The sequence below is a fragment of the Bacteroides sp. 2201st1_D9_2201SCRN_220225 genome, from assembly GCF_040928965.1.
GTDB classification, from domain to species: Bacteria; Bacteroidota; Bacteroidia; order Bacteroidales; family Bacteroidaceae; genus Bacteroides; species Bacteroides stercoris.
On the sequence record NZ_JBCODG010000018.1, the window covers coordinates 1 to 13,287 of the forward strand.

The window sequence follows — 13,287 nt, forward strand, 5'->3', positions numbered from 1 at the left end:
TGCTCATTAACACCATAAACTAAGTAAAGGAGCCATAAAGACAGGGGTAATCTTTATCTTTTCATAGAGGAAAGATAAACGAAAAAGGGGAAAAAAGTTTGATATAGCCGGAAGAAGATTATGTTAATGCAAAACTTTTTATCTGTTTGGCATCTGTTTGGGAACAAACCCGTATTTTGAAAACGGTTGGCAAAGGATATGACGGACCGGTTGGCTATTTTATTGGAATAACCGTTCTTTGGCGGCGTTAAACCAGTAAAACAACAACAAGATTTATGGCAGTAGTAGCTTATTTAAGAGTAAGTACAGAAAAACAGTTTTTGGAAAACCAGCGAGAAGAAATTGTACGCTTCGCAGAAAGGAACGGGATGAGTATTGATAAGTGGTATACGGAAACGGTCAGCGGAAGCGTCAGCAGTAAAGAACGTAAGTTGTCGGGGGTGTTGGATAAGATGCGTCCAGGCGATTCTTTGATTGTTACGGAGATATCACGGCTCAGCCGTACGCTGCTTGAGATTATGACTATTCTCAATTCGTGTATAAAAAAGGGGGTGATATTGTACAGCACCAAAGAAGGATACGTTTTTCAGAATGACATTAACAGCAAAGTGCTGGGGTTTGCATTCGGACTGATGGCCGAGATAGAGCGTAATCTGATTTCAATGCGTACTAAAGAGGCGCTGGCCCGTAGAAAGCAGGAAGGAAAGCACCTGGGGCGTAAAAAGGGGGATATGCCTAAGATGAAGATACTTGCGGAGAACAAGAAACAATTGCTTAAAGAGCAGAAGAAAGGAACATCCTGTTCTGAACTCGCCCGGCGGATGGGAGTGTCCAGAACAACCATGTTCCGTTTTCTGCATCATAAAAGATAAACCGGAAGTCTCTAACCGGGATGTGCTGTGATTCACTGCGGATTATGCCGATTATTACAGACGGATTTTAAGCGTCTGAGATTTGCTTAAGAATATCTAATCTGTACATATCTGTGTAATCTGTGGCGAATTAAGAGTTCCGGAAACTTTGTTTGTGCAGATTCTTCAGTTCGAAAGAGAGCATGATACGGAAGAATCCTATAATAAGGAATGCAAACGAAATCATATAAACGGCGTAGATAGCTCCGACCGTCGGTTGCCACAGGATAATAAGCGAGCATACGATGGCAAGGATGCCGAATGCTGTATACCAGCCCCACTCTTTTGTCCCGTACCTTTTTAAGTCCATTGCATAGCCTACCGAGGAAAATCCCCGGAACATCAGCCAGAAGGCGATGATAAACGGAATGACTTCCATGCTCAGCACAGGATAAGTCACCAGGTAGAGTCCCAAAATCATATCAATGACTCCTCCTGCCAGATACCAGCCCCAGCTGGATACCCTTTGGCGGTTGCTTACTGCAAAGGCAATTTCCAGCAAACCGCTGACCAGCATCGAGATGCTGAATAAAATACTCAATGCGGCATATCCGTTAAAAGGGAAGAACATTAGCCCCAGAGCTACGGCTACATACAGGATGCCGAGAATAAGTGAAACCCACCAGTTTTTTACTTCCTGTTTCAGCTCATCAAAAATTGTTTTCATGTAAATCTTAATTTAAAAGTGATTATTATAAGTTCGTTGGGGGAATAACAATCTGTGGTATGAAAAGTTTTATTGAACTTTTTCAGCATCCCGTTTGTTTCTCTATTGTATAAATTGATAAAATTATGGCTACAACAAAATTTAAGGGACAACCGGTAAAAGTTATCGGTGAGTTTATAAAAGTAGGAGCAGTCGCTCCTGATTTCGAGTTGGTAAAGACGGATTTATCTTCTTTCTCTTTGAAAGAACTGAACGGGAAGAATGTAATTCTTAATATTTTTCCGAGTCTGGATACCGGCGTTTGTGCTGCTTCCGTACGCAAATTCAATGAATTGGCTGCCGGTTTGCCGGATACGGTGGTATTGGCTGTTTCAAAGGACCTGCCTTTTGCACATGCCCGTTTTTGTACGACGGAAGGTATTGAGAACGTAATTCCCTTGTCCGATTTCCGTTGCTCGGATTTTGATGAAAACTATGGCGTGCGTATGGCAGACGGACCGTTAAGCGGTTTGCTGGCGCGGGCGGTGATTGTTGTCGGTAAAGATGGAAAGATTGCCTATACGGAACTCGTACCGGAGATTACGCAAGAGCCGGACTATGAAAAGGCGATTGCGGCAGTTAGGAAATAACCTCTTTGGACTTAACTATGCAATAAAAAAACGGTGGATGAAGAAGGGCTGTCTTTATCCACCGTTTTTTATTCTTATTTTTTCTGTTTTATTCCTTTATAAATCAGGAAACCTACAACGAATATCGCAACTGCCAGAATGATATAACCGATTTCGTGGCTGTATTCCGTAGCCAATATATAGACATCGTTGGTTGTCTTGATGTCTGTGAACCGGTATATAAAATAGCCGAGCAGCGCCAGTATCGTGTTCCAGATTCCCGCACCGAGCGTTGTGTAAAGCAGGAACGAGCCTAATTTCATGCCGGCGAGTCCGGCCGGAATACTGATAAGCTGCCGTACTGCGGGGATAAGACGTCCGAAGAATGTGGATGCGGCGCCATGCTTCCTGAAGTACTCTTCGGCATGGCGTACTTTCGCTTCGTCAATCAGGCACATATGCCCGAAACGGCTGTTGGCAAATTTATAGACAATAGGACGACCCAGCCAACGTGCAAGATAGTAGTTTATGAGTGCGCCGAGATCTGCGCCGATGGTTGCGAAAATAACGACAAGGAAGATATTCATACTGTCATCGGTCATCGCTTTCCATGCAGCCGGCGGCACTATAACTTCCGATGGAAATGGGATAAATGAACTTTCGATAGTCATGAAGATGGTAACTACCCAATAATTCAGATTTTCTAAAACCCATTTGATAAGTTCTGCAGATGATTCCATATATAATACTTGTGATTAATAATTTGTTTATGTCTTTAAAATAAACCTGACCCGCCAAATATCTCTTTCACTCTTTTTATCATTTCATCCCGGTTTTTACAATCCAGCAAATCCAGCATGTTTTCCAGGTCTTTTGCCTGAAACGGGTGTGCGCAAAGCTGGTTGTACTTTAGGAAGTTCTCCATGTCGTCAAGTAACAGATAAAGGGCGGTCAGCTTCTCGTTGATATTCTCGAAGTCGGGCTCCAGTTTCTTAACCTGCTCAAAAGCCGTTTGGGCATATTGTATATGGCCCGTTTCCATGCTGCTCATGCCGATTTCATTCCAAGTATCGGCACACGGGGCACACTCTAAAGCCAAAGCCCATTTCTTTACAGCCTTGTCGAAATCTCCTTTTTCCATATACATACCTCCCTCAATCAGATAGGGCTCTGCATCTTTCGGGCCTATCTCATGGGCTTTCTTGAAAAACAGGTCGGCCTGACGCTTTTCGCCTAAGTTATAGAGGCAAATCGCTACATGCGCATATAAAGACGGCAACATCGTTGAGTCGGTATCTTTACTGTGTATGACCAATTCAAGATGCCGGTACCCTTCTTCCCAGTGTCCTTTGGATATTTCATTGAATCCGATGAACATATGAAGGAAATTGGGGCTGACGGCTTTGTATTTTTCTGCCAGAGTATAATTTTCAAGCGCGCTTTCTTCATTTCCAAGTTGATAGAAAGCATGCCCTTTCATCATATAGGCATCGGCAAATTCTTCATCTGACACGATTGCATAGTCGCATGCCTCAATGGCTTTGTCAAACAGTTGCTGTTCGAAATAGCAACGTGCCAGTCCGAACCAATAAGGGGCTGAATAAGGATTCTTGTCTATCAGCTTGTTATAGAACATTTCGGCTTTATCCTTCAGACCTTGTGCCAGGAAACAGTCGGCTGTTACGGCCAGATACTCTTCTTCCTCGGCATATTTTTCCAATCCCCTTGTCAGCCATGGTACAGCCTTATCGGGATACCCCATATCAATATACATATAGGATACGTCCACGATGTTGGCCAAGTCCTCTTTGTCTTCTATGGAGTCAAGGAGTTGTTCCGCTTCATCTATTTTGCCTTCGCCTAAGAGAATATTGGCTTTAAGCACTTTTACTTCCGAGGAATAATCTTCGGTTATTTCCTCTATCACTTGTTTGGCCTTATCCCTTTCCCGGGCGTCCATGAAGAGATAAGCCTGCTCTACCAACAGAGGCGTACTGCCGGGGTGTAAGCTCAGCCCGTATTCTACGACTTCGGTAGCCTGGCTGTTTTTTCTGTGCATGGCATACCAGTCGGCAAGGTCGGCTAAATCGTCTGCATCCAGATAGATAGGTTTGTTCTCAGCTTTCGCTGCTTCATATTGTTCTGCAAGTTCTTGCAATTCCTTGTCTCTTCCGGACAACAGGTTCTTTTTACTCATTAATGTTATATTATTTGTTGATTTTCCCCCAAGTATCTTTCAAGCCTACGGTACGGTTGAACACCATTTTCTCCGGTGTAGAGTCGCGGTCTACATTGAAGTAACCGATGCGCTGGAACTGCAGGTAGGAGAGGGGCTTCATGCCGGCGGCAAATTTCTCGATATAGCAGCATGGCAATACGTTCAGAGAATCCGGATTTATCATTTCCTTCATGGCGGTCAGCGCATCGCAATTCTTTTCTTCGCGGATGGCTGCCAGTTCGTCGCGCGGATTTTCCACTTTCCACAACCGGTCGTAAAGGCGGACTTCGGCTTGCAGGCAGTGTGCGCAGCTCACCCAGTGAATTGTGCCTTTTACTTTGCGGTTAGCGCCGGGCATGCCGCTTTTGCTGTCGGGGTCGTATTCGCAGTATACTTCTGTGATTTCTCCTGCATCGTTCTTCTTGCAGCCGGTACACTTCACGATGTACGCGCTTTTCAGGCGAACTTCCTGTCCGGGAGTCATACGGAAATATTTCTTCGGAGCATCTTCCATGAAATCGTCGCGTTCTATCCACAGCTCGCGGCTGAATTCGATGTTGTGGCTGCCCTCTTCCGGACGTTCCGGGTTGTTGACGGCTTCCATTTCCTCAACCTGTCCTTCCGGATAATTGGTGATGACAAGCTTCACCGGATTCAATACTGCGGATATGCGGGTGGCGCGTGCGTTCAAGTCTTCGCGTACGGCACTCTCCAGCAAGGCAAATTCATTGAGGGCATCGTAGGTGGTATAACCGATTTTATCGATGAACTTATGAATGGACTCGGGTGAATAGCCGCGACGGCGGAAACCGCAGATAGTCGGCATACGGGGGTCGTCCCAGCCGTTGACAAGGCCTTCTTTCACCAAAGTCAGCAGGTTGCGCTTGCTCATGAGCGTATAGCTCAGGTTGAGCTTGTTGAATTCGTACTGGTGAGGACGGTGGTCGTTCAGGTCCTTGCCTTCTTTTACCCAATCTACAAAGAGGTCGTACAACGGACGGTGGGGAACGAATTCCAGTGTACACAAGGAGTGGGTTACACCTTCGAAGTAGTCGCTTTGTCCGTGAGCGAAGTCGTACATCGGGTAAGCTTTCCAGGTAGTACCCGTACGGTGGTGCGGATGTTTCACCACGCGATAGATAATCGGGTCGCGGAAGTGCATGTTGGGACTTGCCATGTCAATTTTGGCACGGAGCACCATGGCGCCTTCCTCTATCTCGCCGGTATTCATCTTTTGGAACAGTTCGAGTGTTTCCTCGATGGGGCGGTTACGGTAAGGGCTTTCCACACCGGGTTGGGTAGGAGTGCCTTTTTGAGCGGCAATCTGCTCGGATGTCTGCTCGTCGATATATGCTTTGCCTTCTTTGATGAGGCGGATGGCGAAGTCCCATAACTGCTGGAAGTAGTCGGAGGCATAGTATTCGTTGCCCCACTGGTAACCCAGCCATTGAATATCTTCCTTGATGGCTTCCACATATTCCACATCTTCTTTGGTGGGGTTGGTGTCATCGAAACGCAGGTTGCAGACCCCGCCATGTGCGGCGGCAATGCCGAAGTCCAGGCAAATGGCCTTGGCATGTCCGATGTGAAGATAACCGTTAGGTTCCGGCGGGAAACGTGTCTGTACCTTTCCGTCGTTTTTACCCTCTTTCAAGTCGTTCTCTACTATTTGTTCAATGAAGTTCAGGCTCTTCTTTTCGCTTGTTTCTTCGCTTTTTATTTCTGCCATAATGCTATTGTTATTCGTATAGTGGTGCAAAAATACGACTATTTTTTCGTATATCGTTATTTCACGGGAATATATCCGCTCTTTTTTAGTGATTTCCTGTCCGGAAAGCGGCAGACACGAACCGTAGACTCCGGCTTGTGAAAACCGGAGTTTTTTGCATGCGAATTAAAGCAACGCATGTTACATACTTGTTACACACGGCGGGTTTGTGTGTATTGTAACGGTTTTGTAACATGTTTGAAACATTTCCTTCAAACGATAGTCATACTGCCTTAATATTTCCTTTGTTTCTTTGTACGCGGAAAAACGTAGGCAATATGAAAAAAATACCACGTGCCGGTACGGGGCATTTCACGGCATGGTACTTCTCGTACCACGCGTTGGTACAGACACTACCACCCTTTGGTACAGTGAGTTTCATGCCGTGGTACGGGCGATACCATGCCTTGGTACGGACAGTTTCATGCGTTGGAACAAGTGATATGATTAGGCAATTGATAATTTTGAAATAGAAAAACATTATGGTGCAGTTTATCGAATCAGAGCTCGTCTTGCTGAAAAAAGAAATAGACGAAATGTGGACTTTAGTGTATAACCAGCTCGGCCGTGCCGGAGAAGCCGTACTGACTTTGGACCGCGAGCTGGCACAGCAGGTATTGGTGCGCGAACGTCGTGTCAATGCCTTCGAACTCAAGATAGACAGTGATATAGAAGACATCATCGCCCTCTATAATCCGGTTGCTATCGACTTGCGTTTTGTGCTTGCCATGCTCAAAATCAATACGAACCTGGAGCGTTTGGGCGATTTTGCCGAAGGCATAGCCCGCTTTGCGTTGAATTGTAAGGAACCGATTCTGGCAAGCGGACTGGTGAAGGAACTGCGCCTGGAGGAGATGATAAATCAAGTTTCGGCTATGCTTGAACTTGCCAAAAGAGCTCTTCAGGAAGAAAGTCAGGAACTGGCAACCGCGGTATTCGCCAAAGATAACCTGCTGGATGAAATTAATGCAAATGCCACTGCTGTTCTGGCAGATTATATCGGCAAGCATCCCGAAAGCGCACTCTCTTGTCTGAATCTGGTTAGTGTTTTCCGTAAGCTGGAACGTTCCGGCGATCATATTACGAATATCGCCGAGGAAATAGTGTTTTTTATCGATGCGAAGGTGCTGAAACATAGCGGACGTACGGACGAACACTATACAGACGATAAGAAATAGTCAACTTTTTAGGATATTTTTAGTGTTTAATGGAAAATAGCCCTATATTTGCCCATTGAAAACGATTGCAGATGTAGAAATTTGCTTTGAAATGATAATAAAATCAAAAGAATTACAGAAAAGATGTTATAAGACATGTTTTTTAATTTGGTTGGTATCTTGAAAAGCGGCTATCTTTGCAACGTTATCCTGAAAACAATCTTTTTACCTTAAAAAAAACTAATACCTATTGAAAACTGAAAAAGGAGGCTTTGTGAAAAGCTTCCTTTTTTTCATTTCTATATGAGACCCTTTTTGTATCTTTGTCGCATCCGCAATGCGGGTAATATCTAAATTTAAATTGTAACAAGTTTATGTTTTCCGGAATAGTAGAAGAATGTGCCACGCTGGTGGCTATGGTCAGAGACCAAGAAAACGTGCACTTTACTTTCAAGTGTTCGTTCGTAAATGAATTAAAAATAGACCAGAGCGTATCTCATAATGGCGTATGCCTTACGGTTGTCAGCATGACGGATGATACTTATACGGTGACGGCGATGAAAGAGACTCTGGACCGTTCCAATCTCGGCTTGTTGAAAGTAGGCGATGAAGTGAACGTGGAGCGCAGCATGATGATGAACGGCCGCTTGGACGGACACATCGTACAGGGACACGTAGACCAAACGGCAACCTGTGTGGACATAAAGGATGCCGAGGGCAGCTATTACTTTACATTCCGGTATGCCTTTGATAAGGAAATGGCGAAGCGCGGTTATATCACCGTGGATAAAGGCTCGGTAACCGTAAACGGTGTCAGCCTGACCGTGTGCAATCCTACGGATGATACCTTTCAGGTAGCCATTATCCCTTATACCTTCGAGCATACCAATTTCCACGCTTTCAAGGTGGGTAGCGTAGTGAATCTCGAATTCGATATTATCGGTAAATATATCAGCAGAATGATACAGTATAAATAGAGTTATAACTCATAATTTATAATTCATAACTCATATCTTATTATGAATGATTTTTTGCAATTGGCCGCTTCACGTCAAAGCGACCGTGCTTATGATATGTCCCGTGCGGTAGAGCCGGAGAAGTTGGAACGTATTTTGGAAGCTGCCCGGCTGTCGCCTTCGGCATGCAATGCCCAGCCGTGGCGTTTTGTGGTGATCACCGATCCGGAACTTGCTGTAAAAGTGGGTAAGGCCACTGCCGGATTGGGGATGAATAAGTTTGCCAAAGATGCTCCGGTACATATTCTGGTGGTGGAAGAATCCATGAATATCACTTCTTTCTTGGGCGCCAAGATTAAGGACAAGTATTTCCCTCTGATAGATATCGGCATTGCCACCGCTCATATTACGCTGGCTGCCGAAAGCGAGGGGCTGGGTTCGTGCATCCTGGGCTGGTTCGATGAAAAGGAGATTAAGAAGCTTACCGGCATTCCTGCCAATAAACGTCTGTTGCTCGACATCACGATAGGTTATCCGGCAAAAGACAAACGGAAGAAGTCCAGGAAATCCAAGGACAAGGTTGTTTCATACAACCATTATTAAAGAGACCGTTACAGGTCTTTCAGCAGCACTTGGCTTGCACTCTTGTAGTACTCTTCCCGTGCTTTCATCAGTGTCTCCCATTGCCCGTGGAATTCTTTGTCCTTGTCTATCTTGAAGTCCTCGGAGCCGTGGGTGTCCAGCTTGTCCAGCAGGAGCGCAACGTTCAGCTTGCTGATGTCCATGGAAGGTTGGTAGGCGATGCCCTGGCTTTTGGCATCGGTCACCACTTCGTGCAGAAGGTTGATTTCCTGCAATTCATAAAGGGTCTGGTTGGTCAGGCGTATGGGTATCTGGCACTCCTCGGATATGTCTTCGGCGGTATAGGGCGGTTCGTTCTTTTCAAAGCGTTTGGCTACGAACGACATGATGAGGATGGAGATGAAGTCGCGGTAACGGCGGCTGATGTTGCGTGCATCCTTATCGAAACTGAAGTTCCGGATGTTTTGTCCGGCATACGTCAGTTCCGCTCCGAAAAGGCAGATGGTCCACGATATCTGCAACCACAGCAGGAACATGGGAAGTGCCGCAAAACTACCGTAAATGGCGTTGTAACGGGATACCCACAACTGACTGCTGATATAAAGGAACTGGAATGCCTGGTGTGCCGTACCTGCCAGAATGCCCGAAATCAGCGCATGCTTGAGTTTCACCTTTGTATTGGGCATGAAAACATACAGTGCCGTGAACATCACCCATGTCAGCACAAAAGGTATGAGGCGGATTAGGAATTTGCCGATGGGAGCGAGCAGGGTGAAGTCTGTCACATTCTTCAGCATGGTGCTCATAAATATGGAAAGACCGCCCGAAACTACCAGCAGAAGGGGTATCAGCAGGAGCATGGAGAAGTAATCCGTGATTTTACGGTACATGCTTCTTGCTTTTTTTACCTGCCAGATGCGGTTGAAGGTAATCTCCATGTTGTTAATCAGGTTGAGCACCGTCCACAATAACATGATCAGGCCCACGCCGATGAATATGCCGTTTTTGGTTTGCGATAGATAGGAGTTGACGAATTGGAAGATAACTTCCGTTGTTTCCGATGGGCCGCCGAAGCCTTGAACGATTTGACTCTCCATCAGATTGTCGAAGCCGAACCCGCGTGCAATGGCAAACACAATGGCCAGGATAGGTACAATAGCCAGTAAAGTGCTATATGTCAATGCCGATGCCTTGTTTACAAGCCTGTCTTTGGTAAAGCGGTTGATGCAGAGATAAATGGTCTTGATAATATTATATAAGGAGAAAGTCGTTTTAGTGACTTCGTCTTCTGTAATACGCCAGATGTCGTATGTCAGGAATTTCCAAAGGGTGGCAATGCGCTTGTTCATGCTAAATTGAAAAATGAGAATCGAGAATTGAAAAACGATAGTATGCCGAAAGGACTTTATTTCTTAATTCTCAATTTTTAATTTTTAATTTAAAAAAGCAGTCGGTCTGTAAGCCGGGTTCTGTTCCCTGATTCAGCAATTAAATCAAGGCGTCTGTCATTTATCTGAGCCGTATGTTGCCATACAGGCTTTAGCGGTCTACCCTCCGACATGGAGCGAGCAACTCTCATAACGTCGGTTTACATGACCTTACAACTCCTAAGACGTACAGCCCTTGTGTCGCCACAAGACCGGTGGGCTCTTACCCCACCTTCTCACCCTTACCACAACCCCGGAAGGTATGGCGGTTATTTTCTTCTACGTTACTCTACCCTCGCGGACAGCTTTCTGTTAGGAAGTAGGATGCTCTGTGTTGCCCGGACTTTCCTCATGCGCACGAGGCGCAAGCGACAGACCGACCAACTGCTTTGGGGTGCAAAGATAGGAATTTTTTAGTGATTGACGTCAGGTGACCGGTGATTTGTTCGTTATCGGTGTTTTATTTGTGTAATTTCTTAAAAACACTGAAAATATGTATCTCTTTTAGAATAAATTGTTAGCTTTGCTAACATTAATAATTCCCAAATGCGTATAGTCCATGAAAAAGTTTGCCGCATTCTTTGCAGTATTTCTCTTTATAACTCTTTTTGCTGTCGCTTCGGAAGCCGGAGACCGTAATATACCGGTAGAGGTGGCACAACTCACCGACAGTTTGAAAAAACAGTTTGCACCGGACAGGCGTGTGGCATTGCTGGATGTAGATTATTCTTTTTCCGATAAGAATGTGATGCTGCGTGGCGTCACTACTTCGGCAGAAGCGAAAAACGTATTGTTGAAGGAACTGGCAAGAAAAGGCTATGCCGTGATGGACTGTCTTGAACTGCTTCCCGATGTGAAGGGGCTGGAAGGCAAAACCTGCGGTATTATCAATGTGTCTGTGGCAAATATGCGTGTCGCCCCGGATTTCTCATCGGAAATGATGACACAGAGTCTGATGGGGATGCCAGTGCGCGTATTGCAGCGCGATGGCTGGGTGCGTATCCAGACTCCCGACAATTATATCGCCTGGGTGCATCGTGTAGGTGTACATCCGGTGACCGAAGAAGAAATGGCTGCGTGGAACAAGGCGGAAAAGATTGTTGTGACCGCTCATTACGGTTTTGTCTATTCCGAACCGAACCAAACTTCACAAACGGTTTCGGACGTTGTGGCCGGCAACCGTTTGAAGTGGGAAGGGAGCAAGGGAGCTTTCTACAAGGTGACCTATCCCGACGGTCGCCGGGGATACATCTCCAAATCCATAGCCATGCCCGAGAAGAAATGGCGTTCCGGCTTGCAGCAGGATGCCGCCGGCATTATCCGTACGGCACACACCATGATGGGGATACCTTATCTTTGGGCGGGAACTTCATCGAAAGGCGTGGATTGCAGCGGATTCATGCGCACCATACTTTTTATGCACGACATCATTATACCACGTGATGCTTCCCAGCAGGCTTATGTGGGCGAGCATATAGACATTGCAGCCGATTTTTCCAACCTGCAACCGGGCGATTTGATATTCTTCGGCCGCAAGGCAACTCCGGAACGTAAAGAACGGGTCGTACACGTGGGTATGTATATTGGCGGCAAGCGTTTCATTCATTCGCAGGGCGATGTGCATATCAGCAGTTTCGACCCGGCAGATGAATTGTTCGATGAGTACAATCTCGGACGGTTACTGTTCGCTACGCGCGTATTACCTTATATAAATAAGGAAGAGGGATTAAACACAACGGAAACCAATGAATACTATAAATGACATGCAAAACAGAAGAGACTTTTTAAAGACCGCCGCCTTTGCCGCCTTAGGTTCGGGTATGGCTATCAATAGCGTATTGGCAGGTGAGGGTGCGGCGCCTGCTTTGTTCAATATCAATAAGAGTGGCGTTACGCCTAAAATGAAGCTGCGTTTCTTTTCGTATGAACTGAGGTTGCGTCATGTGTTTACGGTGGCTGCTTATTCGCGCACCACCACTCCCGATGTGCAGGTCGAAATAGAGTATGACGGCATCATCGGTTATGGCGAAGCTTCCATGCCGCCCTACCTGCAGCACGAATTGGGCACGATGGACAGCGTACTGGCTTTCTTGAAGAAAGTGCAGGATGTTATCGGGCAGTTCTCCGACCCTTTCCGGCTGGAAGATATCCTGAGTTATATAGACAGTCTCTCTGCAGGAGATTCGGCGGCCAAGACTGCGGTGGATATTGCCTTGCACGATTTGGTGGGTAAATTGTTGCAGGCCCCCTGGTATAAAATCTGGGGATTGGATAAGGAGAAAGCGCCTTCTACCACCTTTACCATCGGTATTGATACGCCCGATGTGGTGCGTGAAAAGACTAAAGAGTGTGCCGGGCAGTTCAATATCCTGAAAGTGAAGCTGGGGCGCGACAACGATAAGGAGATGATCGAGACCATCCGTTCGGTAACCGACCTGCCTATCGCCATTGACGCCAATCAGGGCTGGAAAGACAAACATTATGCGCTTGATATGATTCACTGGCTGAAAGAGAAAGGCATTGTGATGATAGAGCAGCCCATGCCTAAAGAGCAGTTGGATGATATTGCGTGGGTAACCGGGCAAAGTCCGTTGCCGGTATTTGCAGATGAATCCGTCCAACGCTTAAAGGATATAGTAGGGCTGAAAGATGCTTTTACCGGCATCAATATCAAGCTGATGAAATGTACCGGTATGCGTGAAGCATGGAAGATGGTGACACTGGCGCGTGCTTTGGGCATGAAAGTAATGGTGGGGTGCATGACCGAAACTTCGTGTGCCATTTCTGCGGCTGCACAATTTTCTCCGGCAGTTGATTTTGCCGATTTGGACGGCAGTTTGCTGATAGCCAACGACCGTTTCAAGGGAATGGAAGTTGTAAAGGGAAAGATTACACTGCCGGACTTGCCGGGTATTGGAGTCGTGAAGATATAAAAGTACGGAAATCATACGGTGACAGGTGCTCTTGATATAAACTGATTTACTTATATAATC

Annotated in this window: 13 protein-coding genes and 1 other RNA gene; 8 read left to right on the forward strand and 6 right to left on the reverse strand. The window is 46.1% G+C overall.

The window, feature by feature from the left end:
- Window positions 1-275 precede the first annotated feature (275 nt).
- Window positions 276-872, forward strand: coding sequence for a master DNA invertase Mpi family serine-type recombinase (locus AB5903_RS07805; protein ID WP_005653444.1), 597 nt, complete (start codon window positions 276-278; stop codon window positions 870-872).
- 130 nt (window positions 873-1,002) lie between these two features.
- On the opposite strand, the gene AB5903_RS07810 is transcribed toward AB5903_RS07805, so the two are convergent.
- Complete coding sequence (locus tag AB5903_RS07810) at window positions 1,003-1,578, reverse strand: HdeD family acid-resistance protein (protein WP_118207408.1); 576 nt, start codon at window positions 1,576-1,578, stop codon at window positions 1,003-1,005.
- A gap of 125 nt (window positions 1,579-1,703) precedes the next feature.
- On the opposite strand from AB5903_RS07810, the gene tpx reads away from it, so the two are divergent.
- Window positions 1,704-2,207 (forward strand): thiol peroxidase, encoded by a 504-nt coding sequence (tpx, locus tag AB5903_RS07815; RefSeq protein ID WP_005653439.1) that lies wholly within the window; start codon window positions 1,704-1,706, stop codon window positions 2,205-2,207.
- 74 nt (window positions 2,208-2,281) lie between these two features.
- Here the strand turns inward: tpx and AB5903_RS07820 are convergent, their stop codons facing one another.
- From AB5903_RS07820 to AB5903_RS07830, 3 genes are read right to left on the reverse strand one after another with little or no spacing between them, the layout of a single operon-like run.
- Window positions 2,282-2,926 (reverse strand): DedA family protein, encoded by a 645-nt coding sequence (locus AB5903_RS07820; RefSeq protein ID WP_005653437.1) that lies wholly within the window; start codon window positions 2,924-2,926, stop codon window positions 2,282-2,284.
- A gap of 35 nt (window positions 2,927-2,961) precedes the next feature.
- Complete coding sequence (locus tag AB5903_RS07825; RefSeq protein ID WP_022104823.1) at window positions 2,962-4,383, reverse strand: tetratricopeptide repeat protein; 1,422 nt, start codon at window positions 4,381-4,383, stop codon at window positions 2,962-2,964.
- Window positions 4,384-4,393: 10 nt separating this feature from the next.
- A complete protein-coding gene (locus tag AB5903_RS07830; RefSeq protein WP_005653433.1) occupies window positions 4,394-6,133 on the reverse strand; it encodes a glutamine--tRNA ligase/YqeY domain fusion protein in 1,740 nt (579 codons plus the stop codon).
- A gap of 317 nt (window positions 6,134-6,450) precedes the next feature.
- Between AB5903_RS07830 and AB5903_RS07835 the strand changes: the two genes are divergently transcribed.
- From AB5903_RS07835 to AB5903_RS07850, 4 genes are all read left to right on the forward strand, one after another.
- Entirely contained in the window at window positions 6,451-6,645 is a 195-nt protein-coding gene (locus AB5903_RS07835) for a hypothetical protein (protein WP_147345133.1), read from the forward strand.
- Between the two features lie 9 nt (window positions 6,646-6,654).
- Window positions 6,655-7,350 carry a phosphate signaling complex protein PhoU gene (gene phoU / locus AB5903_RS07840; protein ID WP_016662118.1) on the forward strand — a complete coding sequence of 232 codons (696 nt, stop codon included), beginning with the start codon at window positions 6,655-6,657 and terminating at the stop codon, window positions 7,348-7,350.
- Between the two features lie 353 nt (window positions 7,351-7,703).
- Complete coding sequence (locus AB5903_RS07845; RefSeq protein WP_005653428.1) at window positions 7,704-8,306, forward strand: riboflavin synthase; 603 nt, start codon at window positions 7,704-7,706, stop codon at window positions 8,304-8,306.
- Between the two features lie 42 nt (window positions 8,307-8,348).
- Window positions 8,349-8,888, forward strand: a complete 540-nt coding sequence (locus AB5903_RS07850; RefSeq protein ID WP_005653426.1) for a nitroreductase family protein — start codon at window positions 8,349-8,351, stop codon at window positions 8,886-8,888.
- A gap of 8 nt (window positions 8,889-8,896) precedes the next feature.
- On the opposite strand, the gene AB5903_RS07855 is transcribed toward AB5903_RS07850, so the two are convergent.
- Window positions 8,897-10,216 carry a YihY/virulence factor BrkB family protein gene (locus AB5903_RS07855; RefSeq protein ID WP_368117746.1) on the reverse strand — a complete coding sequence of 440 codons (1,320 nt, stop codon included), beginning with the start codon at window positions 10,214-10,216 and terminating at the stop codon, window positions 8,897-8,899.
- 93 nt (window positions 10,217-10,309) lie between these two features.
- An RNA gene (gene rnpB, locus AB5903_RS07860) (RNase P RNA component class A) lies at window positions 10,310-10,682 on the reverse strand.
- Window positions 10,683-10,853: 171 nt separating this feature from the next.
- On the opposite strand from rnpB, the gene AB5903_RS07865 reads away from it, so the two are divergent.
- Together AB5903_RS07865 and AB5903_RS07870 are read left to right on the forward strand one after the other, a co-directional pair.
- Window positions 10,854-12,056, forward strand: a complete 1,203-nt coding sequence (locus AB5903_RS07865) for an NlpC/P60 family protein (protein WP_368117747.1) — start codon at window positions 10,854-10,856, stop codon at window positions 12,054-12,056.
- A 1-nt stretch (window position 12,057) separates the two neighbouring features.
- Entirely contained in the window at window positions 12,058-13,227 is a 1,170-nt protein-coding gene (locus tag AB5903_RS07870) for a dipeptide epimerase (protein ID WP_117741394.1), read from the forward strand.
- Window positions 13,228-13,287: the final 60 nt, after the last annotated feature.

Coding starts and splice junctions, on each gene's coding strand:
- AB5903_RS07805 (WP_005653444.1), top strand. CDS start 276: ATGGCAGTAGTAGCTTATTTAAGAGTAAGTACAGAAAAACAGTTTTTG.
- AB5903_RS07810 (WP_118207408.1), bottom strand. CDS start 1,578: ATGAAAACAATTTTTGATGAGCTGAAACAGGAAGTAAAAAACTGGTGG.
- tpx (WP_005653439.1), top strand. CDS start 1,704: ATGGCTACAACAAAATTTAAGGGACAACCGGTAAAAGTTATCGGTGAG.
- AB5903_RS07820 (WP_005653437.1), bottom strand. CDS start 2,926: ATGGAATCATCTGCAGAACTTATCAAATGGGTTTTAGAAAATCTGAAT.
- AB5903_RS07825 (WP_022104823.1), bottom strand. CDS start 4,383: ATGAGTAAAAAGAACCTGTTGTCCGGAAGAGACAAGGAATTGCAAGAA.
- AB5903_RS07830 (WP_005653433.1), bottom strand. CDS start 6,133: ATGGCAGAAATAAAAAGCGAAGAAACAAGCGAAAAGAAGAGCCTGAAC.
- AB5903_RS07835 (WP_147345133.1), top strand. CDS start 6,451: ATGAAAAAAATACCACGTGCCGGTACGGGGCATTTCACGGCATGGTAC.
- phoU (WP_016662118.1), top strand. CDS start 6,655: ATGGTGCAGTTTATCGAATCAGAGCTCGTCTTGCTGAAAAAAGAAATA.
- AB5903_RS07845 (WP_005653428.1), top strand. CDS start 7,704: ATGTTTTCCGGAATAGTAGAAGAATGTGCCACGCTGGTGGCTATGGTC.
- AB5903_RS07850 (WP_005653426.1), top strand. CDS start 8,349: ATGAATGATTTTTTGCAATTGGCCGCTTCACGTCAAAGCGACCGTGCT.
- AB5903_RS07855 (WP_368117746.1), bottom strand. CDS start 10,216: ATGAACAAGCGCATTGCCACCCTTTGGAAATTCCTGACATACGACATC.
- AB5903_RS07865 (WP_368117747.1), top strand. CDS start 10,854: ATGAAAAAGTTTGCCGCATTCTTTGCAGTATTTCTCTTTATAACTCTT.
- AB5903_RS07870 (WP_117741394.1), top strand. CDS start 12,058: ATGCAAAACAGAAGAGACTTTTTAAAGACCGCCGCCTTTGCCGCCTTA.